The following is a 24,161-nucleotide window of genomic DNA, read 5'->3' on the forward strand; positions in this document are numbered from 1 at the left end:
GGCTCGCCACCCCCTCACCCCACCCAAGGACGGAGAGCAGCGATGACCGACCCGCAGATGACCGACGAATCGAAAGCACGAGACCTCACCGAACTCCTCGCGGGCAAAGAGCTACAGCGCATGGCTCTGGCCGTGCCGCAGGATCTCTTTGACGCGGAGTACGCAGACGCCGGACCGCTCGAGCGCGCAGTCGCTGACGACGGGTTGAAGCGCGGAATGATCCTCCTCACTCCATCGAAGGACGGAGCATGCGAGTCGTGCGGGAACACGGGTGTCGTCGGCTCGCCGCCTGATGCCTACATGGATTGCCCCGCGTGTTCGGGCACCGACAACTCCGACGACCGAACCGACGACCGGCCATGAGGGACGGAGAGCAGCGATGAACAAGATCACGGATGAGCCGGTGCTTCTGTTCGAGGAGTCTGACCTGATCACCCCCTGCCAGGGTGACCGCCAACCGGACAAGGCAGCGTGCTCGACCGGCAAGCCACACCTTTGGTGCGCTCCTTGCTCGCGGGCTCGGTTGCCGTACTGGCCTCCGTTCGCCCCCACCTCTACCCAAGGAGAAGAACGATGAGCGAGGGTCCGATCAGCGGTGGCGGGACGGCGCCAAGGTCGAAGCTCCCGCGACGGTCACGGCCACCACCCTGCACCTGTTCCTCGGGAGCGCCGCATACTGCGGTCTCCGCCGGGTCTCGGGGGTCAACTTCATCTCGTTCGTGACATGCGCAGACTGCCTCGCCGCCTGGCGGGCCGACAACCCTGAGGAGAAGAAATGAAGTACTTCTACGACACCGAATTCCTCGAAGATGGTCGCACCGTCGACCTCATCAGCATCGGGATCGTTCGCGAAGACGGAGCGACCTACTATGCGGTGAGCACCGACGCGAACTGGAAGGCAATCACTGCCGACCCGTGGCTACAAGCCAACGTCATCCCGCATCTCGGCTACAGAAGCCCAGACCAGCGCATCGGGGAGCAGGCTGCGCACTGGAAGTCGCGGCAGCAGATCGCACTCGAGGTCCACGCGTTTCTCACGGAGCACGGCGAGCCGGAGCTTTGGGCGTGGTACGCGGCCTACGACCACGTCGTGCTGTCTCAGCTGTGGGGGCGAATGATCGATCTCCCCGCCGGCTTGCCGATGTTCACCAACGACCTCAAGCAAGTCGTAGGGACGAAGGGACTCCCGGGACTCCCTGAGCAGACGGCGGATGAGCACAACGCTCTCGCCGACGCACAGCACCTGAAGCGAATGCATGACTACGTATTCAGTGCGGCAGTGCGGACCGACATCGTGAGCGAGGACGCCGGCAGCTCGATCTGGCAGGTAATCGCGACAGCTCGCGAGTCAGACGTTTCGACCAACGAAATCGTCGCTCGAATCATCCGAGAAGGGTGGCGCCCACGTGCCTGACGCCTGGCACTGCCGATACTGCGACAAGCCGTTCGTCGTCCCGTCGCTCGTGCGCGACCACGAGAAGACCGATCACCCCTACCCCCTGAAGGAGTCCGCGTGACCGACCAGCCCGCCTTCCCCAACGACCCCGTGACCGCGACCGTCGCCGCCGCCGCCCTGCTCACCGGCTACTCAAAGTCGCGGATCTACAAGATGATCACCGAACACATCCTCGATGCGGACCTTTCGACCGAGGGGCGCGTCGTGCGCATGAAGCAGCTGCGGCGCGTACAGGCCGGAATGATCCGAGGCCGACCCGTTGGCTCATCGAAACATTCCTGACCTTCGCTATCGCGCCACTAGGAATCCTTCGAGCGGGGGGAAAATCTGGTCCCGTAGGTAGCCCTCGATCAATGCGAGCGTCTCTATCACGTCCCAGCCCTCGTATTGACCCGTCTCCTGGTTGAATGCAATCCGGAAGCGAAGCTGCTGAATCATCGCCATCTCATTGACCACCCCATCAACGTTCGTGACCTCCCAACCCTCCTCCGGTGATGAAACGTGCGCCTCGGTCCTGAAATTGCTGCCCCAGAACGCAGCCGGCGCAACGTTGCCCCGAAGCTTTAGCACCTCGAACCGTACGTCGATGTCGTCTCCGACAGCAAGAGTAAGGAGCGGTGAGCGGTGCTTGTCCACGGCCGCCAGGACGTTGAGTACACAAAGAGGGTCTCGATATGGCTCGTCGGGCGACATGATGAACGGCTGGCGTGAGTAGATGAACTCCGCCACAGCGTCGCTGACCCCGTTCATCCAGCGAGACTGATCCTTCCACTCCTTTGCCGATGTGGCCACCGGAAATTGGGTCCGCGACCTGTTGGCGGTCGGGGTGTTCTTCAGGACCAACTCTTGAGTAATGTACTCAAGCGAGGCTCGCAGATCTTGAACTATGTGGCTCAAGTTTGTGGCCCATTCGCGCGGAAGAGGGTCGGCATCCACCTCATAGCGCTTCGTCTGCTCCGCGGTTGACCGAACGTGTGGTGGTTCCTCGCTGAAGTACGCGCCAGCATCCGCGATGAAAGACAAGATGCCAGCCTTGGCCGAATCAAGCTTCAACCACCCCTCAGACCGATGCTCAGCCGATCCGCCATTTGTCATGTCCCGAAGCATAGTCAGCGAATCTCACGCCTGACACGCCGCAAGGGCCGTTCGGCGTGCAATAAATGTGGAAAGTGTGGAAGATGAAACATGTTGGATGGCTTTCGCCGTCCCGAATGAGGCCCAGCAGAGATGCGGGCCTTTTTCATTGGCAGCTCACCACCCTTCGGGAAATGAGCCGCCCGGGCGCCTGAACACCGCCCGGGCCTTCCCTCTTCCGGTGGGGCGTCAACGAGACCATGCTCTCGAAGGACACTCACGACGGTGTCCATACTTCACCGAGGTGCACCTGCGCCCCCCGGCAGCTACTTCTCCGAGTTCGTCGCCTTGATCAGCCCGTGCTGAGTCATCCCCACGGCTTCGGCCAGCGCACGCCAGGTGATGCCCGCCTCACGAGCCTTGAGGGTCAGCTCCCGCCGGCGAGCAAGGATCTCGTCACGTCGTGCGTCGACGTCCCGCAGCTCGGCACCGAGCGCACGCATTTCTTCGATCTCATCGGCCATGTCACGAGGGTACACAACCGCGTTGCCTTCGGGCAGGAAGTGGTGCATCGTCACGACGTTGACTCGGCTTCTGGGAACGAGACACGATTGAACAGCTGCGTGATCCGTAGCTTCCGGTACGACTTCGCCTGATCGGACTCCGCGGCCGGCGTGACCTTCTCGTACCCGTTGAGATAGGGCGTTACGTTCTCGTTCCTGAAGATGCCGCCCTGCGTCCACGTGGTCGTCGCCTGCTCGGGGGAATCCCACCCGGACTCGGTGAGGCTCGATGACACGACGCGGCGGTCACCGGCCGGGCTGATGTAGCCGGACTCGATGAGGATCATGCACTCGCTCACAGCGCCACCTCCGTGAGGTCCGCCACAGCGAGGCAGGCCTGCACCGCGTAGTAGTCGCCACCGAAGTCGTGTGGCTGATCCCAACGCCCAGGATGCGCGGCGATCTGGTCACGCGCCCACCGCTCGGCGGCCGGGCTGACCTTCCGGGACGCGTTGATGTGGGCGTGACCCCCGAGCTTCACGTCGAACGGTTGGGTGACCTCGCGCATCTGCTTGTCGGTCGGTCCGTCAGTCCAGCTGAGTCGCAGCCAGCCGTAGCCGGTGCCCCTCGTCCCGGTGAGACTGAACTTGAGTCCCGGGAACGCGGCACGGATCGCCTTGCGCGCCTCCGCAGCGATCGTGACTGGTGTGTCGTACGTGGTGTCCATGGTTAGGCCTCCGTGTTGTGTGAGCGGGTGACGGTGAGTGGTGCCCTGCCGGCGTATTCCATCGGCCGGGCGCATCCTTCCGCGGTGATGGTCATGATCAGGCGGTAGCCGACGAGAGTGACGATGCCTTCGACCTTGGTGACGAGGTGGTCGGTGGTCTTCCAGCGCCCTGCAGGGGTGAAGGTCTGGAAGTGGATGGTGTCGCCGACCTTGATGTGTCGTGCCTCGATGGTCTCGGTCGGTTCGTTCGTCGTCATGTGACTGGGTTACACAACTTAGTTACACATCACAACCCAGTTGCACAACACGGTCACACGACCAACACAGCCCAGCCGGCCAGGAGCCGGAGAGCCCGCCCCCATTCCGTGAACGAGGTGATCGACCGTGGCCCGTTCACCGATGAACATCCAAACGCGCACAGCGGCACGCGAGCTGTTCGACGCTGGTGTCAGCCGCAACGAGATCGCCCGTCGGCTGGACCTCGATCCGGCCACGGTCACTCGGTGGGCGCGCTCCGAAGGTCTGGAGTTCGACCGCTCGTCTACCGAGCAGGCGACGAAGGCGCACGTGGTCGACCTGGTTGCTGCGCGGATCCGGCTGGCGGAGAAGATGTCCGCTGTGGCTGAGGAGATGCTCGACGAGGTCAACGAGGAGTATCTGGTCTTCAGCTTCGGAGGGAAGGACAACACCTACGCTGAGCACACTCTCCCGGCTGCCCCTGTCGAGGTGAAGCGGTCCATCGTCGTGACTGCTGGGATCGCGTTCGACAAGCTGACCCGGATCGTGGAGAAGGACAACGGCGGTCTCGGTGAGACGGTCGGTGTCATCGAGCTGTTCGCCTCGAACCTGACCGCGGCCGCTGAGATGCTGCGCGCGCAGGGCGAGACTCCGCTCGGCGATGACGATGCAGCTTGACTCGAAGTTCCTCGCGTACCTGCTCACGAAGCTGTCGCGCGCGCAGATCCTGTCCATCGTCGACAGTGAGGCTCGCCGCATCGCGTTGTGGTCGGGTGCTGTGTCGGCAGGGAAGACGTTCGCGTCTCTGATCGCGTTCCTCATCGCGGTGTCGAAGGCGCCCACGAACGGTCTGATCGTCATCGTCGGTGTGAGCATCGACACGATCTACACGAACGTGTTCACGCAGCTGATGAACGTGGAGCTGTTCGGGTCCCGCATCGTCGACCAGATCAGCTACACGCCCGGCGCGACGAAGGCGATGATCCTCGGCCGTGAAGTACTCCTCGTCGGCGCGCTCAACGCCGCCTCGGTGAAACGCATTCAGGGTAAGACGATCGGTCTCGTGTACGTCGACGAGGCGACGCTGCTGCTGGAGCCGTTCTGGGACATGCTCATCACCCGCCTCCGCGTCGAGGGTGCGCGTCTCCTCGGGACGATGAACCCGGCGTCGCTGAATCACTTCATCCGCACGAAGTGGATCAAGCAGGCCGACAAGCAGGACGTCGTCCACTTCCACATGACGATGTACGACAACCCGTCGCTGCCCGCCTGGTACGTCGCGCAGATGGAACGCTCCTTCGCGGGCGTGTTCTACGACCGGATGATCAAGGGTCTCTGGACGAACGCGGCCGGCGCGGTCTACCCGATGTGGGACACGAACCGTCACGTCATCCAGTTCGACCAGATGCCGCGCATCTCCCGGATCCTCGGCAACGGCATTGACTTCGGTACCTCGAACGCCTCCGCCGGGCTCATGGTCGGTCTGTCCGCTGAGACTCGGCCCCGCCTGATCCTGATGGACGAGTGGCGCTACGACCCCCGCGACAACAACGGGCTCACCATGGCGCCATCCGACCAGGCGAAACGGTACGTCAACTGGGTGAACCTGAAGACGCACCACCCGACGCAGCAGTACCTCGGTGAGCCGGAGTACCACATCGTCGACCCGGCCGCCGCCGCGTTCAAGGCGGAGCTCCGCAAGGAACCGTTCAACCTCACCCCCATCTCCGCTCACAACGATGTGCTCGCTGGCATCGGCTCCGTCGCGTCTCTGCTCGCCAACGACCGCCTCGCTGTCGTCGCCGGGAAGTGCGCGGGCTGGGAGTCGGAAGTCACCGAGTACGTGTGGGACGAGAAGGCCACCGCCGAGGGCAAGGACGAGGTCGTCAAGAAGGATGACCACTCCCTCGACGCTGGCCGGTACGGCATCCACACCACCCGCTCCGAGTGGACCTACGAACTGCTCGACCAAGCCGCCTGACCTACACGAATGGGAGTCTCATGGCTGACGCCTTCCCTCCCGCCCCGTTCGATGTCGCGCTGAAGCAGATGGCGATCTACGACGCGTACTACTCGAACCAGCTCGAGCTCCTCACCGGCAACGCTGGGTCGCCTGTCACGCACGTGCGGAACGGTGTCGGGTACTCCGGTGGGCTGCAGGGTGTCATCGCGAAGGCGACCATCGGTGTGCCCGCCGGCGAGAACCGTTCCTCGCTCGGCATCCCCGTCGCCGGCGATCTCGCGCAGCTGTCAGCTGACCTGCTGTTCGGTGAGCCCGCGAAGATCACCCTCCCCGACTCGACGGACACCACCGACGAGAAGGCGACCCCGGAGCGGAAGGCCGCGCAGGAACGCCTCGAGCTGATCATGTCGTCCGATGAGGCGCACGCTGAGATGCTGCGCTCCGGTGAGTACGCTGCAGCGCACGGCGGCGCGTACCTCGGTGTCGTGTGGGACGCCTCCGTCCTCGACCACGTTTGGTTTCGCACCTACCGCGCTGACTGCGCCCTCCCGGAGTACAAGTACGGCCGCCTGACGGCCGTGACGCTGTGGACGGACTACGAGAAGGAAGACGACACCTACCGTCTCCTCGAACGCCACACACCTGGGTTCATCACGTACTCGCTGTGGAAGGGCGAGACCGGCGTGAAGGGCCGTCAGGTTCCCCTCGACACGATCGAGGAGACAGCGCACTACCTCGCCATCCGCGACGTGTCCGGCAAGGAGATCCTGCCCGAAGCGGAAACCCTCGACCAGGTCGTCCGCACCGGTGTGCAGTGGCTCGCGGTCGAGTTTTACCCGAACATGCTCCCCAACCCAATGTGGGACAAGAAGGGTGTGCTCGCGAACCTCGGCCGGTCCGACTTCTACGGCCTCGAATCGCTCTTCGACCGCATCAACGGGATCTGGTCATCGCTGATGCGCGACTTCGACAACGGTGCCGGCCGTCTGACCGTCCCCGAGTCGTACCTCCGCCTCAACGGGCCCGGGAAGGGCGCCTCATTCGACATGGGCCGGCAGATCTACTCCCCCGTCGGCGGTCTCGTCGACGACGGCAAGGGTGGAACGATCACACTCTCCCAGTTCGAGATCCGCGTCGACGAGCATCTCGGCACCATCGAGGCGCTGAAGCGTCAGATCGCGCAGACCGCCGGATACTCGGTGTCACATTTCGGTATCCACGACACGGGAACGAAGACCGCGACCGAGGTGAACGACGACCGCACCGACAGTGAGCGGACCCGCGATAAGAAGGCCATGTACGTCCGGCCGGCGCTCGCGCGTCTCGCCCGGACCGCGCTCGCAATCGACGGGTTCGTGTTCCCCGGCAAGGGTGGCGCTGTCATCGAGGATCTGCCCGACATCGAGTTCGCTGAGGTCTCGCAGGTCGACCCCGAGTCTCGTGCACGCACGATCCAGATGCTCGACGCTGCACGTTCCGTGTCGATCCGGACGAAGGTGCGGATGGCTCAGCCTGGTCTCGATGAGCAGGAAGCCGACGAAGAGGCCGACGCGATCCGAGTCGAGAACGGTCTCGCCCCGTCGACGGACCCCACGACGTTCACCGGCGATGGGCCCCCACCCGATGAGGTGCCCTGATGGGCCTCATCTTCGCGGGCATCGGTGTCGCCGCGATCATCGCTGCAGGGCTGATCGTGTGGGCACTGTTCGTCGGCGACCCAGGTGAGTGATCGTGTCGTGCGCTCGCTGCGGTGAGACTGGCGCCCACCTGGTGCCCGCCCGTCGCGGCCGTCTCACGGGGTACTACTGCCTCGACGAGTCGGCCGACGTCGACTGCTTCACCCTGTCGAAATGGGCCGGTTTCCCGGAACTCGACATGTGCCTCTAGCTCAATTGGCAGAGCACCCGGCTCCAACCCGGGAGGTTGCAGGTTCGATCCCTGCGGGGCCCGCGGACACGAGAGAGCCGCGCAGCCGGCCTAACCCCTGAACTGCGGGGGCGGGCATACGGATCGACGTCTCTCACCCTACGGTCTCGCCCCTGACCGTCCCCGCTTGGTCGTCCGGATCGAATGTATAAGCGATCGGATCCTCGTAGGTCCACTGACCGTCGAACGTCCCGTAGCCAGTGCGCGAGTAGGTCCCTCCCTCCACGCCGATCGTTTGAGGTAGCTGCCCGGCGTCATCCATGCACTGGACGGGCTGGCGGCCAGGCCGCGGGCCGCCGACAAAGGTCGCTTCTACTGAATTCACCATGACCTGAACCTATCGGAGGGCCACCATGCACACACCCTCGGAGCCTTCGCCGTCTCGCCGTAGTCCGCAAGCAGGTTGCCCGAATGAACGAGTCTGCCCGGGTCGTCCGCGCCGAGCTTGAGCGTGGCGGCCAGCACGGCGGAACCGTGTTCGAAAACTCTGGCTTCCGCGAGCGCATGTGGGAACCGGACTACTCGCGGCCCAAGATCGGCTTCGGAGGCGACCAGTGACCAACCCGGTGATGACGAAGCACATCGACGACGCCGACGAAACGCCCCGCTACCACTGGTGGTGTCCGGGATGCGATGCCCTCCATGTCTTCGATAAGCGCTGGATGATGACGGGGACGCTCGAAGCCCCCACGTTCGACGGATCCTACCTGTCGCGCCACAACCGTTGGAACCCAGAGACCGGCGAGCACGACATCCCGCTAGGGAACATCTGCCACAGCTACGTCCGCGTCGGCCGGATCGAGTACCTCGGCGACTGCACACACGAGCTCGTCGGTCAGACCGTCGACATGGTGCCGCTGCCTGCTGGATGGGCAGACTAGGCCGGAGGGCCCGCCGTCAGGGATTGCACGCTGGAAGCACCGCCGACGAGAATCCCTGCCAACTGGATACCCACCCACGCAACGGGTGCGATCTTCGCCAAGGCGAGGCGGATTTTGTCGCGGGCCTGCCCTGACTCCTCGGTGTCGTCTAACCCGGCCATGATGCGACTGAGTACGCCGTAGAGCTCGTTGATCCTCTTTACCAAGTCGACCGAGCCGAACAGGTGGTTCTCTTCGAGCAGCTTGCGGATCTCGGAGACAAGTTCGAACACGTACTCCCTTTGCAGGGTGCTCAAACCGAGCGATTCGTCGGAAAGCAGAGCGAAGACGTCCGTCAGACCTTCTGATACCGTCGCCCGCTGTTCTTGGCTCGGCCCCACCGACGGTGAGAGGCCGTCGATCACCTCTGCCAGGGAGATCAGCAGTCCGATCGCCCACTGAGGGATGAGTCCAGCCTCCCCCTGAGGCGTCGACCACGCGAAGTCGGCCGAGAAAATGCCTCGGTAGCAAGCAATCACGGCAGGTTCATAATGATCAATCGGTCGACCTGCAGCAGCCATGACTGCGAGCATCCGGTCGGTGTCTTCGAGCAGGTCAATCGCGTGGCCCTGTGTTCGCCAGAATTCGAGGCTGCCGGGGGCGGCACCCTCTCGGGTGCCATAGATCGACTGCCCTTCCAGCTTGTCCCGCCATCCGACGAGTAGTTGCGCCAGTTCTCTTGCTGAGTTCCCCATGAGCCGATAATACCGACGCTGGAGGCCGCTCCATGGCGCTCTACGTGCCTGACACCGAGCTCGACCTCTCCGCTGAAGACCTCATTGATGACCTTGGCCGCGCTCTCGCCGAGCGGTACGCGAACGCTGAAGACGAACTGATCCGCGAGATCGCGCAGCGCGCGTACCGCGACATCGATCTCCGCCTGGCCATCCAGACCGCGGATGAGGCGAAGGCGTCCGGGCTCCGGTACGCGCTCGAGCGGAACCGCCAGCTGGCGGAACTCGCCGGCGAGCGCGCGAAGTCGCTCCGTGAGCTTCAGTACCTCTCCGTGCAGACAGTGGGGCGCCTGAACGATGAGGGCCTCGCGCAGCAGATCATCGACGTCGCCGCACAGCAGGGTGAGGCTGAGGCTGCACGCCAGCTCGGCCAGGCACGCCGCCTCCCGGGGACCACGACGCTGAACGGCACGTCGACGCAGGCCGTCGCCGCGCTCACCGAGTCGTTGCAGTCCCGTCTCGAAGAGATGAACCAGCGCATCACTCGCTTCCCCCGGGACGCGTACCAGCGCATCATCTCGATGAGCACCCCGAACGTTCTCCTCGGCGTCTCCACACAGACGCGCGCGCAGCAGCAGGCCGTGCAGCGGTTCCTCGCCGAAGGTGTGACCGGGTTCGTCGACAAGGCCGACCGGCACTGGAAGATCGGCACGTACGCCGAGATGGCCGGCCGCACCTCCGTGGCACGCGCGTTCAACGACGCCGGCGTGAACCGGATGCAGCAGTCGGGCCTCAACCTGGTCACCCCGGTCGGGTCTCCCGCGTCCTGCCCTCGCTGCGCACCGTGGGTCGGCAAGACTCTATCCACTGACGGCAGCACCGGCGACGTCACGCTCCCTCACGCCACAGACGAGGGCGACGTCGTCGTGCACATCGACGGCACCACCGAGCAGGCGCGCGCCGCTGGCCTGATGCACCCGAACTGCTCCCACAAGTTCGTGGCCGTGTTCCCCGGTCTCCCCAACCCGCAGGCCGGATTCGTCTACGACGGGGCCGCGGACAAGGCGCGCGAGCGTCAGCGCGAGATCGAGGTCGAGATCCGCGCGGCGAAGCGGAAGGAAGCGCTCGCCGCGGATCCCTTGCAGGCGAAGCGGGCGCAGGCCGAGGTGAAGGAAGCGCAGCTGAAGCTCCGCGACCACCTCGACGCGACCGGCCGGAAGCGGAACAGCAAGCGCGAGCAGCTGCACTTCGCCGACGGCAAGGGCGTTCCCCGGCCGCCGAGCACGCCATCAACGCCGAACGCGCCAAAGAACCCGCGCCCACCAGCACCAGTTGCGCCGGTCACCCCGATCCGACGCGACATCGACATCCAGATCGCGAAGACCTCCACGCTCGGCGGTGAGGTCCGCGCCGCCCGCTCGAGCATCTCTGACGTGCACAGCATCCCGAAGGGTCTGACACCGGTCCAGGTCAACACTGCGCCGACAACGGCCGGGTGGATGGGTGCCTACAACCACCAGACGTCGATCATTCAGATTCGGGCGACCGGCCCCACGGTAGAGCTCACGACTGCCCACGAGATCGGTCACTATCTCGACCGGTCCATGCTCGGCACGGCAACGGACGCTTTCGAATCTCGCGCACCGACGAAGCAGACCACCCGGGACTGGCTCGATGCGGTGCACGACACCGACGCGGTCAAGAAGCTTCGGGAACGCCAGCTCATCGCCCCCACCCGGGCGGAGAAGGAACACCTGAAGTACCTGCTCGACGACGCTGAGGTCTGGGGTCGCTCCTACGCCCAGTGGGTCGCGGTCCGCTCTGGGAACAAGAACATGCTCGCCGGCGTGGATCACTGGCTCACGGACAAGAACGTGGCCGTATCAGCGAGACAGTGGGAAGCCGACGACTTCGAGCCTGTAGCGGTTACGATGGACGCCATATTCAAAGAGATGGGCGTGCTGAAATGATGATCCCTGACATCGACGTGGAAGCGTCGACCGAAGAGGAACTCATCGCCGCCTACATCCGCGACGGATTCACCGAAGACCAGGCACGCAACTATGCGTGGCTCCTGAAGAACCCGGACCCCGCCTTCCCTCTCGACTGATCTAGTCGCGTCCCACTCAGCCCCGTAGCTCACCCGCTGCGGGGCTCTTTTGCGTCCTCGAACGCGCACTGACTTCCACACCGTGGGCGGGCCCTGCAACCCCTGCGGTGTGGAACTGAACTCCCACCGCAGGGGTGGGTGACCCAACAGCGGCCAGGTGCCGCGAAGGAGCATCATGTCCGACTCATTCCCGATCGTCCCGCCCGCCCTGAGCTGGGTGCCGCAGCGCGAGCAGCAGCAGAAGCAGCCCGACGAGCCGCCGACACCCCCGGCCGACCCGACGCCGCCCGCCGACCCGCCGAAGCCGTCACCTCCGCCCGTCCCGGCCGCGCCGCCCGCCGACGACGAGAGTGGGTGGCCCGACACGGCCAAGGATGCGATCCGGAAGGTTCGCGAGGAAGCCGCCGCGGCGCGCGTCGAGAACCGCGAGAAGATCCAGCAGCAGATCGACGAGGCGCTCCAGAACGGGCAGAAGGCGTGGGCCACGGAGCTCGCGAAGAAGCTCGGTGTCGTCGACGGCGACAAGGAGAAGACGCCCGACGAGATCATCGCTGAGCTGCAGGCCGAACGTGACACGCTCCGCGGTCAGGTCACCACGCTCTCCGCGAAGGACATCGCCCGCAACGAACGCGACGCGATCAACGACGCATCCACTGCACACGGCGGCGACAAGTCGCTCGTGCGCGCGGTCATCAAGTCCGATGACCTCCTCAAAGACATCGATCCCGAAGCGGACGACTACGCAGCCCAGGTGGCAGCGATCGTCAAGACCGCGATCGAGAAGAACCCGAAACTGCGCGAAGTCCAGGTGGCCGGGCGCAGCGGCGGGGACGTACCACCCGGAGGGACCCCGAACCCGGGACCCAAATCAATCGACGACCTGATCAAGGATCGCCGAAAGCGTCGAGGCTTCTAGCCCGACAGAGAGGCCACCACCATGGCAAACGCATTCCTCACGGCGTCCGCTATCGCTGACCAGGCGATGGCAACGCTGTACGAGTCCACCTTCCTCGGGGAGCTCGTCCACACCGACTACGGTGCGGAGCTCGCGACGAAGAAGCTCGGCAACACCATCAACATCCGGAAGCCCGCCACGTTCACCGCTCAGGCGTTCAACCGCGCGAACGGCATCCAGCTGCAGGACGCTGTGGAAGACAGCATCCCCGTCGTGCTCGACACGATCCCCGACGTGTCGTTCGCGGTCACCGACGAGGACATGACCCTCAAGATGGACGCTTTCGACGAGCGCCTCCTCACCCCGGCGTGCGAGGCCATCGTGCAGTACGTCGACCTCGCGATCCTCGCGCTGCGCTCCGGCGTGACGCAGGTCGCCGGCACCCACCCGAACGCCGACACCCTCAAGCAGACGTGGGACACCCCCGAGGTCCTCATCGAGGCGAAGCGGCAGCTGGACGTGAACAAGGTGCCGCTGCGCGACCGTTACGCGGTCGTCGGCCCGACCATGGCCAGCCGTTGGCTGAACACGGACCTGCTCAAGCACGCTGACAAGTCCGGCACCACCGAAGCGCTGCGTGAGGGCTCGATCGGCAAGAGCCTGTTCGGGTTCGACACCTTCCAGACAGGCAACGTGGGCCAGCCCGCGGGCGCGCCGGCGATCGGCGCACCGACGACCGAGATCGGGCTCGCGTTCCACAAGTCCGCTCTCGCCCTCGCGTCGGCCCCGCTCGAGCTCCCCCCGGCGGGCAGCGGCGTCGACGCGGCCGTGCGGAACTTCAAGGGTCTGTCGCTGCGCGTCACGCACGGCTACGACCAGAAGTACAAGCAGCAGGTCGTGAGCGTGGACTTCCTCTTCGGTGTCAAGCTCCTCGACGCCAAGCGGGCAGTCCTCCTCAAGGGCGCGAACCGGGTCGCGTAACGATGGCCCGTTTCAAGTACACGTCCCTTGAGGACGGCCAGGTGATCGAGGCTGACGAGCGTCTCGATCACCTCGAAGGTCTCGCCCGCTGGAGCGTCGAGGACAGCGAACCGGAAGCGGCACCCGCCTCTCCCGTGTTCGTGTCGGACTCGATGTCTCCGGCGGCGGATCCGATCCCTGTCGCTGGCCCCGTGAACCTCGAACCCGTCACGGGTGGCAACCCGCCGCTCGTGTCCGCGGGCGCGGGGTTCTCCAACCCTGCGGAGATCATCTCGCAGGAGGAAGCCGCACGCCGGCAGGCCGAGGCGCTCGCCGCCAACGCGCCAACCCCGGAAGGCGACGGCGGCACCACTCCCGACGACGGTCCTGCCGACATCCCGGAAGGCGAACCCACCGACAAGTGGTCCGTCGCCGCGATCAAGGCGTTCGCTACCCGCGAGCGGATCGACCTTGCCGAGGCCAAGAACAAGGGCGAGTACCTGACGGCCATCGAGGCTGCAGGTGTTGCGCCCGCCGGCGACCCGACCGAAGAGTGGACGATCCTCCAGCTGAAGGCCTACGCCCGACGCGAAGAGATCGACCTCGACGGCGCCACCCTTCACGACGAGATCCTCGCGAAGGTCGCCAAGCAGTAGACCTGCATCGTGCACGACCCGGTGCCGCCCGCATATATCGGCGGGCGGCACCGGCCCCTTCACACTTCTCACCGAACGGAACCCCGACCGTGGCACGCATCAAGCACCCGAACCCGCCCAGCAAGGGCACGTTCATCGACCGTCTCGGCGGCCTCAAGTTCTACGACGGCTACGCGTACGTCGACCTGGCCGACAAGCCAAACCTCCACGCCGCGCTCATCCAGCACAAGTACGACATCGAGTACGACGTCGACGACCTGTTCACAGACCAGCCCGAAGAGATCACAGCGACGATGCTGGAGGACCTCACGATCGCTGAGCTCCGCGACATCGCAAATGTTGAGGGCATCGACATCCCGAAGCAGGCCCGCAAGAAAGCCGAGATCATCTCCGCCATCGAGGCATGCCAGACCATCCGGATCCTCGAAGACGGTCAGGCGCCTGCCGAACCGCTGAACGCCGACTCGACCGTTTCTGGCGAGACCGTGACGCTTCCGAGCGACAGCTTCGGACTTCTCCCGCCCGCACCCGCCGGCGCCACCGCAAACGCGGTGGCCGACCCTGCAGACGGAACGAATCACCGCACCGAGGAGTAGCCATGGCCACGCCGAGCTTCGCAACGCCCGCCGACTACACCCGCTTCGCCGAGGATGACTCCGACCTCTCGGACGAAGTACTCACAAAGCGGCTCCGCTCGGCAACCATCGAGGTGCAGAAGCTCATCCGCCTGGCGCACTACGACGTCGACGACAACGGCCAGCCCACCGGCACCGCACTCCTCGAGGCGCTCGCTGAGGCGACATGCGCGATCGTCGAGTACTGGCAAGAGACCGGCGACCACTCCGGCGCTGACGCCCACGCTGGCGCCGTGAAGATCGGCTCGGTGTCCCTCGGGACCACCAGCTCCCGGGAGACCGCCACAGACGGCCAGAGCGACCGTCTCGGCGGGAAGGCGCTCGCGATCCTCGGCAATGCCGGGCTGTACCTCGCGGTGGGGTACTGATGCCCCGGCTTCAGAAGAGGCACCTGCCGCAGCGAGTGGTGATCGAGCACCTCGAAGGCGAAGGCAACGCGGGCACGAAGTACTCCGATCCTGTGCCCGACGTGCCCGCGTACGTGGAGCAGAAGTCGAAGCTGGTCATCGACCGCCGATCCACGTCACCGACGGCCGGCCAAGAGGTCACCGCGGACACGTTCGTCGTGCTCCTGATGGCCAACGACGTTCTGCCCGGGTCCTACGTGACCGTGTGGGCGGGCACCTCGCGCGAGCGCCGCGCTCAGGTCATCACGTCATCGCTGTTCGAGTACCGACGCACACCCTCCCACGTGGAGGCCTACACGGACTGAGGTGGGCGATGGGTCAGCGCATGAAGGTGCAGCAGACGCTCTCCATCGGCGACGTCGCCAACGGGGTGCTCGTCGGTCTCGTGCGAGGCCAGAACAAGGCCGCCGAGTATCTTCTCGCGCTGTCGTCGGTAAAGGTGCCGATGGACGACGAAGGCACGCTCCTCGCGTCAGGGACCGTGAATCCGGCGACGAAGGAAGATGAGGCCGCCGAGGTCATCTACGACACCCCGTACGCCGCCAGGTGGCACGAGGATCAGCCTCTCGTCGACTCCCTCGGCCGCCGGTACGCGGGCAACTCGAACTTCCAGAACGGCCGCTCCTCCCACTACCTGTCTGAGCCCGCCGAGCAGAACGCGAAGGCGATCGTCGACATCATCCGCAAGGAGGCGAAGGGTGGCTGACTCGTACCCGGTGACGCTGAAGAAGAGCCTCGCGGTCTACCTCGCCAGCGGGGGCCTCGGCATCTACAAACCGGTCGAGCCGTACACCCCCGCCGAGACGGCGGTGCTGCCCGGGATCTTCACGAACGGCCCGGACCTGCCCCTCACGATCCGGCGCTGCCTCATCCTCACGACCCTCACACCGGTCCTCGACGGCCGCGCCAACCGGATCACCCCGGTTCAGATCCGCACCCGGCTCCCGGGCTCCCGTAACGACGCCGAGAACGTCTCCGAGCATCTGCTCGACGCGCTCCACAACCGCGACCAGCTCGCCCTCCCCCCGCTGACATTCCGCACGGTGGAGCAGGTCTCGTCGCTGTTCATCAGCGCGGACGCGAACGGGCTCGTCGGCTTCTTCCAGACCTTCCACTTCCACGGCCGCCAGGTCGCCTGAACCTCCCACCCGGGACCGTCGCATTCTGCGGCACCAACCATCACACAAGGAGTCAAATGTCTGACACGTCGATCTTCGACGCCACGGTGCCCACCGACGGCACACTGGCCAACGCCCACGAACGCATCCTCCGCATGAAGCGCGCTGGTGTGTTCGAGAACATCACCGGCGACATCAACAACCTCAAGCCCGTCCCCTCCGGCATCACGCAGGCCCGGGAGAACTACGGCCAGAAAGGTCGCACCGCGTCGCGGAAGCAGGGCGACAACTGGGTCGTCACCTTCGACGTCGAGGTCGTCCGCGACTCCACCGGCGAGATCGCGCAGGACTGGCTCATCGCCCTCCTCGGGATCGCGAACGCCAACGGAGTCGCGAACCTCAACGACTTCCAGTGGTTCGACGCTCTCTCCCCGTCCGTGCCCGCCCACCAGGGCAGCTTCAGCGTCCACGCCGAAGACACCTCCGTCGGGTTCGCCGACAAGGCGTCGTACTCGTTCACGCTTACCTCCGACGGGGTGGTCGACGACATCACGTCGCCGATCGCCGGCACGGGCGCGCCGATCATCGAGTCGGTCGTCGGCTCGCCGAACCCCGCCGCGACGGGCAAGAACGTCGTCGTCCGCGGCTACAACCTCGGCGCCATCACCGCGGCCACCATCGGCGGCACCGCGGCGACGAGCATCACCCCCATCGATGGCCGCACGGTCGTGCTCGAGGTCCCTGTTGGGGCCGCCGGTACCGCGCAGGTCCTCCTCACGAACGCGCTCGGTGTCTCCGCGGGCTTCCCGTATGTGCGAGGTGCGTAACCACTCATGATCGAAGCAGCGCAGCAGGGGCGCGACCTTCATCTGACCGTGGAGGGCGTCGAGTCACCTTTCGTGATTCGCCCCCTCCCCGGCCGGATGGGCAAGCACGTCACCGAGCAGTACCTGAAGATCAGCGCCCGCAAGCTTCCCGCTCAGGGCATGGAGGATCTCCTCCGCATCGCCGTCGACGGCGGCCACTGGGTCGGCGACTACCTCGCCCCCATGCCCACGGACGGGCAGCACATCTACAACCGGTGCGAAGACGAGCTCTCCACCGCCGAAGCGCAAGACATCCTCCTGCCCGCTCTGTTCTGGCAGACGGTGCTCGGCATGGACGGCGTCGAGACGTACGTGAAGGCGGGTGGAGGTTTCGCCGGCGGGGTAAAAGCTCTGGGTTTCCTGCTGTCGACTTTGGGAATCTCACCCTTGCTGACATCGCACAGTACGGAGTTGGAGACCCTGATCCGCGCACAGGCAAATATGCCTTCTACCGATACCCCGACGGATGGGCCGACGCTCGCGAAGCTGCCCGCCGAAAAGCGGTCGATCCATCAGGGCAAGAAGCCCCGCAAACGGTGACCGCGACGCAGCTGTGGGGGCTCGCTCTCCCGCAGCTGTTTGGCGAGGTCGAACTGGATCTCGCCCAGCATCACCTGATCGCGGATCTCGACCGCGCGCTCGACACCCGCACCTGGCATTTCGTCCGCTCCGCAATCGAACGTCTCCTCGCGATCGAGGGCACCTGGCTCGGGAAGGCGGCGCGCGATGGACTCAGGAAAGATCGTCTATCAGATCTTGATGCAGGGCGCAGCGGTCTTCAAGAAGGACGCCGCCGAAGCTGACGCGGCGACGAAGAAACTCGGCAATACCGCGGAGCAGTCCGCCGCGAAGGTCACGAAGTCGGGCGGCGCGCTCGACAAGACTGGCGCGGCGGCGTCGAAGGCCAAGGCGCCCCTCGAGGCGGCGGCAGCCGCTGAGAAGCGGGTCGGCTCAGAAGCTGATGGGGCGAGCAACTCCGCGCAGGAACTCGGCACCAGCATTGATGAGGCCGGGCAGAAGTCTGCAGGTGCGGCCAACGGTCTCGATGCCGCGGCGGACTCGACGAAGAAGCTCAGTGAAGGCAGCGACGAAGCGGCTGAGAGCACGAAGAAGGCGGCGGAGGGCGCGAAGGATCTCGCATCCGACACTGCCGAGGCGAAGGAGACGATCGGCGAGGCCGCCGCCGCTATCGGCGCTGGCTTCGCTGCAGCCTCGATTCTCGCGATCTCGAAGTTCGCCGAGTTCCAGTCGGGACTCTCGAACGTCGACAGCTCCACCCACGCGACCGCCGCCGAGATGGCACAGCTCTCAGATGCGGCGCTCGACGCTGGCGCCAAGACGTCGTTTTCGGCGCGCGGCGCGGCCGACGCTGAGGACGAACTGGCAAAGGCGGGACTCTCTGTCTCCGACATCGTCGGGGGGTCGCTGACGGGCTCCTTGTCGCTTGCAGCGGCGGGCCAGCTCGACGTCGCCCGGGCTGCCGAGATCGCGGCTACCACCCTCAAACAGTTCAACCTCACCGGCGCGGACACCGAGCACGTTGCCGACCTCCTCGCCGCCGGCGCGGGCAAGGCTCAGGGTTCCGTCGACGACCTCGCGCAGGGTCTCAAGTACGTCGGCCCGGTGACTGCTGCCCTAGGCGTCTCACTCGACGAGACCGTCGGCACACTGTCGCTCTTCGCCTCACAGGGCCTCCTCGCCGACCAGGCGGGCACCGGACTCCGCGGCGTCATCCAGTCGCTCGTGTCGCCGTCGATCCAGGCGTCGAAGACCCTCGCTGCCTACAACGTGAACCTGTTCGACTCGAACGGTAAGTTCATCGGCCTTGCCGGCACCGCACAGGCCCTCGATGACGCGTTCGGCGGGCTCGATGACGCCACGCGTTCCGCGGCTCTCGGCCAAATCTTCGGCAACGAACAGATCACCGCGGCGCAAATCTTCTATAAGGACGGCGCCAAGGCTGTTGACGATTGGACCTCCAAGGTCAACGAGTCCGGCTACGCCGCGGATACCGCCGCTCGCAAGCAGGACAACCTCAACTCCGACATCGAGAAGCTCGGCGGCTCCCTCGATACCGCGCTCATCAAAACGGGCGCGGCGGCGAACGGGCCCCTTCGCGACATGGTCCAGCTCGTCAGCTCACTCATAGACGTGTACTCGGGTCTCCCCGATGTCGTGCAGGGCGGCGTGCTCATGTTCGGCGTCGCTACGGCGGCCGTGCTCCTCTTCGGCGGCACACTCCTTCTCGCCATCCCGAAGATCGCAGAGTTCCGGGGGGCAGTCGCGCTTCTCGGATCACAGATGCCTCGCACGGTCGCGGCGATGCGCGGTCTCAGTTCGTTCCTGATGGGGCCGTGGGGCATCGCGATCGCCGCGGCAATCGTCGGCGTGACATTGCTGGCGAGCTACCTCGACTCACTGCAGGCGTCGTCGACGGAGATCACGAACTCGCTGAAGACCGCCACATCAGCTGCTGAGATCTTCGCCACGGTCGGTAAGGGCAAGGACGTCAAGTGGATTCAGGGGGTCTCCAAGGACCTCGGCGATCTGAACCCCATCCTCGACGCCGCTCAGGAGCAATCCGGCAACCTGTTCGCACGCTTCGACTCATCCCACTTCGGGGCGTTCGACGCGCTCAGGGACACCGGCAAGCAGCTCGGTGAGCTCGCGGCCACCGACCTCCCGTCAGCAGCCCGCGCATTCAACCTGCTCGCGGATGCCACCGACAAGAGCCCTGAGCACCTGCAGACCCTGCTCGACCAGATGCCCGACTACAAGGCCGCCCTGGTGGAGCAGGCGACCCAGTTGGGGATCAACGTCACGTCGACGGACGAGGCAGCCAACAAGCAGGAGCTTCTGAACCTGGCCATGGGCCGCACAGTCGCGCCGACGGAGAAGGCCGCCGAGGTCTCGAAGTCGTCCGCTGAGAAGTACAACGACTCAGCGAACGCGGTCAACGACCTCACCAACGAGCTCGACGAGCTCGTGAAGGCCATTGACAAGGCCAACGGTGTGGGTCAGGACGCTGTCACCTCGAACGCAACCTACCAGGACAGCCTCAACGACGTAAAAGCGGCGATCGCGAACATCGACCCCGTCACGGGGAAGGCGAAGGACGCGGCCGACGCTCTCAGCACGTCAATCGACGAGTCAACGCTCGCCGGATCTGCGAACGCTGCGATGTTCTCCGACCTCGCCAAGAAGGGTCAAGACGCCATCACGGCGCAGTACAACCTTGACCAGCAGACGATGTCCTCGAAGGATGCTGCCGACAAGTATGTGGCGAGCCTGAATGGCAACAAGCAGGCCCTGTACGACCAGATCTACGCGCTCACCGGAAACGCGGATGCGGCGCAGGCGCTGACCGACAAGATCTACGCCATCCCGGATCCGAAGCCACTCTCGGCCCGGATCGACACCGCGACCGCCACGGCGGCAATCGATGCGTTCATCGCGAAACTGAACAGCATTCCGGGGCAGCGCGACGTCACCATCAACGAGGTCGTCAAGCAGACCGGGCGTCCTCAGGGCGAGGTCGGCGCGGCGTACAACGCGAACGGGAACATCTTCGGCTTCGCGGCCGGCGGTCTCACCGAGCGTCACGTCGCGCAGATGGCGCGCGCCGGCGACATGCGGGTCTGGGCGGAGCCGGAGACCGGTGGCGAGGCGTACATCCCCATGGCGATGTCGAAGCGTGCCCGGTCGACGGCGCTCCTCTCGCACGTCGCGAACGAGTTCGGTCTCGACCTGACTCCGCGCGGAGCGCAGCGGTTCGCTGACGGCGGCTTCACGGGCACCCCCGCCAAGTCCGGCGGGCTCACATGGACCGGCGACATCGTGCTCCAACTGCCGTCCGGCATCGACGGCCCGTCCATTTCAAAGCTCGTCCGCGCCGAAGTGAACCAGATCGTGAGGGAGACCAGGTGACTGAGCCCCTCATCATCCGCTTCGGCGGTGTCCGGTTCGGATACGAGGATCCAGACGCGATCGGGTTCCACGTCAACCCGGACGGGTTCACCGGATGGAATGACGGCGTCGACGTGCGCCGGGACGAGATCGCTATCCCGAACGGTCACGGAGCGCTCGAGGTGCCTTCGTACCTCACTCAGCGGATCGTAAGCGTCGAGGGCTACTGCCTTGCAGAGAACCCTCGACGCCTCGGCTGGTGGCGCGGCCGACTCGTTGGGCTCATGGCGCGCGCGGCGCAGCAGTTCTCAGCTGAGGAGTTCGGCCACCTCCAGTACGCGCAGGGCAGCGTCGCCGTGAAGCCGCGCTTCTCGCCCGATGGCGGCACGGCGCAGGCCGACTACCAGATCTCGTTCTGGTTCGCGAAGCCGCAGATCTATGGCGAGCTCAACAAGTTCGAGCACCCCACCGCAGCATCACCGCTCGAACTCGTGACCACGCACTACGGCAACCACGACGCGCACGCCGAGTTCATCCTCGCCGGGAACGCGCCGTCGTACCGGGTCGCGGGCCCGGGCGGCCGGAACTACCTCGTCTCGCGGGCCATGGTCCCCGGCCACGACCACCACGTCGACATGCGCACCGGCCGCCTCACCATCGACGGCGTCGTGCAGCAGCTCGCCGTGGACATCGGACAGACATGGCCGAACCCGCCCGGCGTCCAAGTCACCCAGACCCTCCATCTGTCAAGCGGTACGGCCTCGTTCAAATCGAGAGTGAGGAACACGTCAGTCTGATGCTGCTCTGGACCTACTGGATCGTTGACACGCGCACCGGCCAGCGGGTGCTGCAGGTCACTCCCTCGGGGTGCTCGTGGTCTCGGCAGCTGAACATCAAGGCTTCCGGCTCGGCGGTGTTCGACCTCGCGGACGCGGACAACGCGGCCCTCGGATTCCGATCGTTGACCCGGAAGTGGGCGCGCACTCTCGTGGTGTGTTGGAACGAGCAGATCGTCTACACCGGAATCATCACGAAGAGCACATACACCTGGTCGAGTCGTCGGCTCGTGGTCGAGTATTCCGACTTCCGCGCAATCATCGCCCGCCGCACCACTCTCGGTGAGAACGGGTACACGAACACAGAGGAAGGCTCGCACGCGCCGATCGGCAGCGAAGACCCCGCGAACCGGTACAGCCTCTCGACGATCATCGCCTACGAGCTCCGCCTGCTGCTCGAAGGACCGACGTCGAACTACGGGCTGCCGTTCAACCGACCCTCCTACAACCTCGCCGTGCACGACGGTGACGCCTGGCGCGACTACTTCGACTACAACCTCCCCTGGCTGAACATCGTCGTCGACGAACTTACGAACGCCGAGAATGGCCCCGACGTCGACTACCCCGGCTCATGGGACGCGAACGAGCGTCTTCAATGGGACGCCCGGATCGGAACACCCGGGCAGCCGAACCTCGCCGGGACGACCTGGTGGTGGGACCTTGACGCCGAAGAGCCCGGCCTGTTCGACCTCGTCATCGTCGAAGACGCCATCAACCAGACCAACGCGGTCACCGTCGCAGGCGCAGGAGCTGAACTCAAACGTCGGTACGCGGTCGCCCGAGAAGATTCGGACCTGCCCGCGCTCGAGCGGATGATCTCGTACGGCACCGAGGATCAAGTCGAAGCGCTGCAGTCGCATGCGAACGCGCACCTCGCGGCGTACCGCCTCCCGACGGAGGAGTGGTCGTTCTGGATCTCGGCAGACGGCACACCCTCCGTCGGCCAGCTGACGCTCGGCGACACGTTGGCCATCTGGTCGAGCGGCGACCCGTACATCCCGGATGGGCTTCATCAGCTGCGGCTTGTTCGCTTTTCCGGCGACATGAGTACGCAGATCGAAATCACTGTGCAACGAATTGGAGGGCTCGAAGATGGGTCTGATTGACCACCTGAATCAGTCGGAAATGCAGGAGCTGCGCCAGCTCGTCGAATCGATTGTGCGCTCGGCGCCCGCCGGGTACACGTCGATCTCCCGCGGCGGCCTGGAGATCCGTTCCCCCGAGGGCTTCTATGTCGGCGGTGCAGCTTCCGCGGTCATCGATGGGTTGCTCCAGGTGCTCGGCCGTCTTGAGCTGACGGGCGTTTTCATCCTCACCGGGGACACCACCGCCTCCGGGAACTGGGTGCAGTCGGGTTCATTCAGGCTGACCGGCCCGTTCACCGTCGAGGGTGCGACCTCGATGACGGGCAACTTCACGTCGACGGGGGAGTTCACCCTGACCGGGGCATTCCATATCAACGGGGCGACCGACCTCAACGGCACCATGACGGTCTTTCCTTCCGGCAAGATCATCATCGATGGCCCCACGCCCATGGTGATCGAGAACGGGCAGATCTCCCTTGGGTCCGCGCAGCTCAGCGCCGGCGTTCTCGGCGGCATGACGATCAGCATCGCTGGTGGTCCCGCGATAGGCGTGAGCCTGCTCGGGTTCGCGGCAATGACAGCCGGCGGCGAGTCAGCCGGCATCGGCGCGACCGGCCTGTTCCAAGTCACAGGGAAGTCAGCATTCAACAACGATGTCGAGACCGCCAAAGATCTTGAGGTGGGCGGTCTGATTCGAGGTAACCACGGTTTGCAGGTGACGTTCATGGGGCAGAAGTCAGGGGTCACGCCGAATATCTGGCGAGATCCGATCGACGGCACGTTCTGGGAAGTCGTGCCGTAGTCACTTCACGGGGCAAAGAAACTGCTGAGCAGCGCCCACCACGGTGCTGTTGTTCGAGATGAAGTCCGAATCCGTCTTCGGTAGGACGACGATGTCGGTCGTCTTGCTGCCGCTGGTCAGCTGTGCGCAGGCGATCACGCCGTAGGCGACGAGCTCGGAGTCGCTGTAGGTGATCTCGGGGTTCAGCACCCGGATCTTCTGAACGTACGCAGCGTCGTTCGCGGCTGTCGTCGACTCAGGCGCGCTGGTCGGCGTCGCGGCGGCGGACACGGGCACGTCAGCGACTGTGGCTGCGGTGTTGCTGCTGCATCCGGCGAGGGCCAGAACGAGGGCTATTCCGCCGAGTACCGCGCGGGTATTCTTTGACACATCGACTCCTAATCCGAGTTGGTCACCGCCCCGGAC

32 protein-coding genes and 1 tRNA gene are annotated in these 24,161 nt (G+C 65.2%); 26 read left to right on the top strand and 7 right to left on the bottom strand.

Annotated elements, in window-relative coordinates:
• Positions 1–42 precede the first annotated feature (42 nt).
• The 3 genes from B7R22_RS17205 to B7R22_RS17215 all read left to right on the top strand — a co-directional run bounded on the left by B7R22_RS17205 (position 43) and on the right by B7R22_RS17215 (position 1,738).
• Complete coding sequence (locus tag B7R22_RS17205) at positions 43–363, top strand: hypothetical protein (protein WP_116412920.1); 321 nt, start codon at positions 43–45, stop codon at positions 361–363.
• Between the two features lie 412 nt (positions 364–775).
• The gene (locus B7R22_RS17210; protein ID WP_116412921.1) at positions 776–1,414 is read left to right on the top strand and encodes a 3'-5' exoribonuclease domain-containing protein; all 639 of its coding nucleotides are present in this window, start codon (positions 776–778) and stop codon (positions 1,412–1,414) included.
• 99 nt (positions 1,415–1,513) lie between these two features.
• Entirely contained in the window at positions 1,514–1,738 is a 225-nt protein-coding gene (locus B7R22_RS17215) for a hypothetical protein (RefSeq protein ID WP_116412922.1), read from the top strand.
• Between the two features lie 6 nt (positions 1,739–1,744).
• Here the strand turns inward: B7R22_RS17215 and B7R22_RS17220 are convergent, their stop codons facing one another.
• The 5 genes from B7R22_RS17220 to B7R22_RS17240 form a co-directional block, all read right to left on the bottom strand.
• Positions 1,745–2,551 (bottom strand): hypothetical protein, encoded by an 807-nt coding sequence (locus tag B7R22_RS17220; RefSeq protein ID WP_147305442.1) that lies wholly within the window; start codon positions 2,549–2,551, stop codon positions 1,745–1,747.
• A 305-nt stretch (positions 2,552–2,856) separates the two neighbouring features.
• On the bottom strand, positions 2,857–3,054 hold the full coding sequence (locus tag B7R22_RS17225; RefSeq protein WP_147305443.1) for a hypothetical protein: 198 nt from the start codon (positions 3,052–3,054) through the stop codon (positions 2,857–2,859).
• Between the two features lie 50 nt (positions 3,055–3,104).
• Positions 3,105–3,392 carry a hypothetical protein gene (locus B7R22_RS17230; RefSeq protein WP_116412925.1) on the bottom strand — a complete coding sequence of 96 codons (288 nt, stop codon included), beginning with the start codon at positions 3,390–3,392 and terminating at the stop codon, positions 3,105–3,107.
• Positions 3,389–3,760 (bottom strand): LPD29 domain-containing protein, encoded by a 372-nt coding sequence (locus B7R22_RS17235; protein WP_116412926.1) that lies wholly within the window; start codon positions 3,758–3,760, stop codon positions 3,389–3,391. The genes B7R22_RS17230 and B7R22_RS17235 overlap by 4 nt, the downstream gene beginning before the upstream one ends.
• Positions 3,761–3,762: 2 nt before the next feature.
• Positions 3,763–4,017, bottom strand: coding sequence for a hypothetical protein (locus B7R22_RS17240; RefSeq protein WP_116412927.1), 255 nt, complete (start codon positions 4,015–4,017; stop codon positions 3,763–3,765).
• 142 nt (positions 4,018–4,159) lie between these two features.
• Here B7R22_RS17240 and B7R22_RS17245 point away from each other — a divergent pair, with 142 nt between their 5' ends.
• The 6 genes from B7R22_RS17245 to B7R22_RS19580 all read left to right on the top strand — a co-directional run bounded on the left by B7R22_RS17245 (position 4,160) and on the right by B7R22_RS19580 (position 8,767).
• On the top strand, positions 4,160–4,675 hold the full coding sequence (locus tag B7R22_RS17245) for a terminase gpP N-terminus-related DNA-binding protein (RefSeq protein WP_116412928.1): 516 nt from the start codon (positions 4,160–4,162) through the stop codon (positions 4,673–4,675).
• The gene (locus B7R22_RS17250) at positions 4,659–5,978 is read left to right on the top strand and encodes a PBSX family phage terminase large subunit (protein WP_116412929.1); all 1,320 of its coding nucleotides are present in this window, start codon (positions 4,659–4,661) and stop codon (positions 5,976–5,978) included. Before B7R22_RS17245 ends, B7R22_RS17250 begins: the two co-directional genes overlap by 17 nt.
• Before the next feature lie 20 nt (positions 5,979–5,998).
• Positions 5,999–7,597, top strand: coding sequence for a phage portal protein (locus B7R22_RS17255; protein ID WP_116412930.1), 1,599 nt, complete (start codon positions 5,999–6,001; stop codon positions 7,595–7,597).
• 240 nt (positions 7,598–7,837) lie between these two features.
• Positions 7,838–7,910, top strand: a tRNA-Trp gene (locus tag B7R22_RS17260).
• A 387-nt stretch (positions 7,911–8,297) separates the two neighbouring features.
• Complete coding sequence (locus B7R22_RS19345) at positions 8,298–8,444, top strand: hypothetical protein (protein ID WP_172582526.1); 147 nt, start codon at positions 8,298–8,300, stop codon at positions 8,442–8,444.
• 11 nt (positions 8,445–8,455) lie between these two features.
• Entirely contained in the window at positions 8,456–8,767 is a 312-nt protein-coding gene (locus B7R22_RS19580) for a hypothetical protein (protein ID WP_216363513.1), read from the top strand.
• Here the strand turns inward: B7R22_RS19580 and B7R22_RS17275 are convergent.
• Entirely contained in the window at positions 8,764–9,501 is a 738-nt protein-coding gene (locus B7R22_RS17275; protein ID WP_116412932.1) for a hypothetical protein, read from the bottom strand. The two genes, B7R22_RS19580 and B7R22_RS17275, sit on opposite strands and share 4 nt — an antisense overlap.
• 44 nt (positions 9,502–9,545) lie before the next feature.
• Here B7R22_RS17275 and B7R22_RS17280 point away from each other — a divergent pair, with 44 nt between their 5' ends.
• The 17 genes from B7R22_RS17280 to B7R22_RS17350 all read left to right on the top strand — a co-directional run bounded on the left by B7R22_RS17280 (position 9,546) and on the right by B7R22_RS17350 (position 23,756).
• The gene (locus tag B7R22_RS17280; protein WP_172582527.1) at positions 9,546–11,450 is read left to right on the top strand and encodes a phage minor capsid protein; all 1,905 of its coding nucleotides are present in this window, start codon (positions 9,546–9,548) and stop codon (positions 11,448–11,450) included.
• Positions 11,447–11,590, top strand: a complete 144-nt coding sequence (locus B7R22_RS19350) for a hypothetical protein (RefSeq protein ID WP_172582528.1) — start codon at positions 11,447–11,449, stop codon at positions 11,588–11,590. Before B7R22_RS17280 ends, B7R22_RS19350 begins: the two co-directional genes overlap by 4 nt.
• Before the next feature lie 175 nt (positions 11,591–11,765).
• Positions 11,766–12,506 (top strand): hypothetical protein, encoded by a 741-nt coding sequence (locus B7R22_RS18905; protein ID WP_147305444.1) that lies wholly within the window; start codon positions 11,766–11,768, stop codon positions 12,504–12,506.
• 21 nt (positions 12,507–12,527) lie between these two features.
• Positions 12,528–13,466 carry a P22 phage major capsid protein family protein gene (locus tag B7R22_RS17290; protein WP_116412935.1) on the top strand — a complete coding sequence of 313 codons (939 nt, stop codon included), beginning with the start codon at positions 12,528–12,530 and terminating at the stop codon, positions 13,464–13,466.
• A gap of 41 nt (positions 13,467–13,507) precedes the next feature.
• Complete coding sequence (locus B7R22_RS17295; RefSeq protein ID WP_216363514.1) at positions 13,508–14,101, top strand: hypothetical protein; 594 nt, start codon at positions 13,508–13,510, stop codon at positions 14,099–14,101.
• An 89-nt stretch (positions 14,102–14,190) separates the two neighbouring features.
• On the top strand, positions 14,191–14,697 hold the full coding sequence (locus B7R22_RS17300; RefSeq protein ID WP_116412937.1) for a hypothetical protein: 507 nt from the start codon (positions 14,191–14,193) through the stop codon (positions 14,695–14,697).
• Positions 14,698–14,699: 2 nt separating this feature from the next.
• A complete protein-coding gene (locus B7R22_RS17305; protein ID WP_116412938.1) occupies positions 14,700–15,104 on the top strand; it encodes a hypothetical protein in 405 nt (134 codons plus the stop codon).
• Entirely contained in the window at positions 15,104–15,448 is a 345-nt protein-coding gene (locus tag B7R22_RS17310; RefSeq protein WP_147305445.1) for a hypothetical protein, read from the top strand. Before B7R22_RS17305 ends, B7R22_RS17310 begins: the two co-directional genes overlap by 1 nt.
• A 20-nt stretch (positions 15,449–15,468) precedes the next feature.
• A complete protein-coding gene (locus B7R22_RS17315; RefSeq protein ID WP_147305446.1) occupies positions 15,469–15,849 on the top strand; it encodes a hypothetical protein in 381 nt (126 codons plus the stop codon).
• Entirely contained in the window at positions 15,842–16,282 is a 441-nt protein-coding gene (locus B7R22_RS17320; protein ID WP_116412941.1) for a hypothetical protein, read from the top strand. The genes B7R22_RS17315 and B7R22_RS17320 overlap by 8 nt, the downstream gene beginning before the upstream one ends.
• Positions 16,283–16,338: 56 nt before the next feature.
• Positions 16,339–17,088 carry an IPT/TIG domain-containing protein gene (locus B7R22_RS17325; protein WP_116412942.1) on the top strand — a complete coding sequence of 250 codons (750 nt, stop codon included), beginning with the start codon at positions 16,339–16,341 and terminating at the stop codon, positions 17,086–17,088.
• A 6-nt stretch (positions 17,089–17,094) separates the two neighbouring features.
• Positions 17,095–17,667 (top strand): hypothetical protein, encoded by a 573-nt coding sequence (locus tag B7R22_RS17330; protein ID WP_116412943.1) that lies wholly within the window; start codon positions 17,095–17,097, stop codon positions 17,665–17,667.
• A complete protein-coding gene (locus B7R22_RS18910) occupies positions 17,664–17,930 on the top strand; it encodes a hypothetical protein (RefSeq protein WP_147305447.1) in 267 nt (88 codons plus the stop codon). Before B7R22_RS17330 ends, B7R22_RS18910 begins: the two co-directional genes overlap by 4 nt.
• Positions 17,854–21,054: a phage tail tape measure protein gene (locus B7R22_RS17335; RefSeq protein ID WP_116412944.1), complete on the top strand. Its 3,201-nt coding sequence runs from the start codon at positions 17,854–17,856 to the stop codon at positions 21,052–21,054. Before B7R22_RS18910 ends, B7R22_RS17335 begins: the two co-directional genes overlap by 77 nt.
• Positions 21,051–21,830: a hypothetical protein gene (locus B7R22_RS17340; protein WP_116412945.1), complete on the top strand. Its 780-nt coding sequence runs from the start codon at positions 21,051–21,053 to the stop codon at positions 21,828–21,830. Before B7R22_RS17335 ends, B7R22_RS17340 begins: the two co-directional genes overlap by 4 nt.
• Positions 21,830–22,975, top strand: a complete 1,146-nt coding sequence (locus tag B7R22_RS17345) for a hypothetical protein (protein WP_116412946.1) — start codon at positions 21,830–21,832, stop codon at positions 22,973–22,975. Before B7R22_RS17340 ends, B7R22_RS17345 begins: the two co-directional genes overlap by 1 nt.
• A complete protein-coding gene (locus B7R22_RS17350; protein WP_147305448.1) occupies positions 22,947–23,756 on the top strand; it encodes a hypothetical protein in 810 nt (269 codons plus the stop codon). The genes B7R22_RS17345 and B7R22_RS17350 overlap by 29 nt, the downstream gene beginning before the upstream one ends.
• Here the strand turns inward: B7R22_RS17350 and B7R22_RS17355 are convergent, their stop codons facing one another.
• The gene (locus tag B7R22_RS17355) at positions 23,757–24,125 is read right to left on the bottom strand and encodes a DUF732 domain-containing protein (RefSeq protein ID WP_172582529.1); all 369 of its coding nucleotides are present in this window, start codon (positions 24,123–24,125) and stop codon (positions 23,757–23,759) included.
• Between the last annotated feature and the right edge of the window lie 36 nt (positions 24,126–24,161).

Origin of the sequence: Subtercola boreus, assembly GCF_003399635.1 — a bacterium.
Classification (GTDB): Bacteria; Actinomycetota; Actinomycetes; order Actinomycetales; family Microbacteriaceae; genus Subtercola; species Subtercola boreus_B.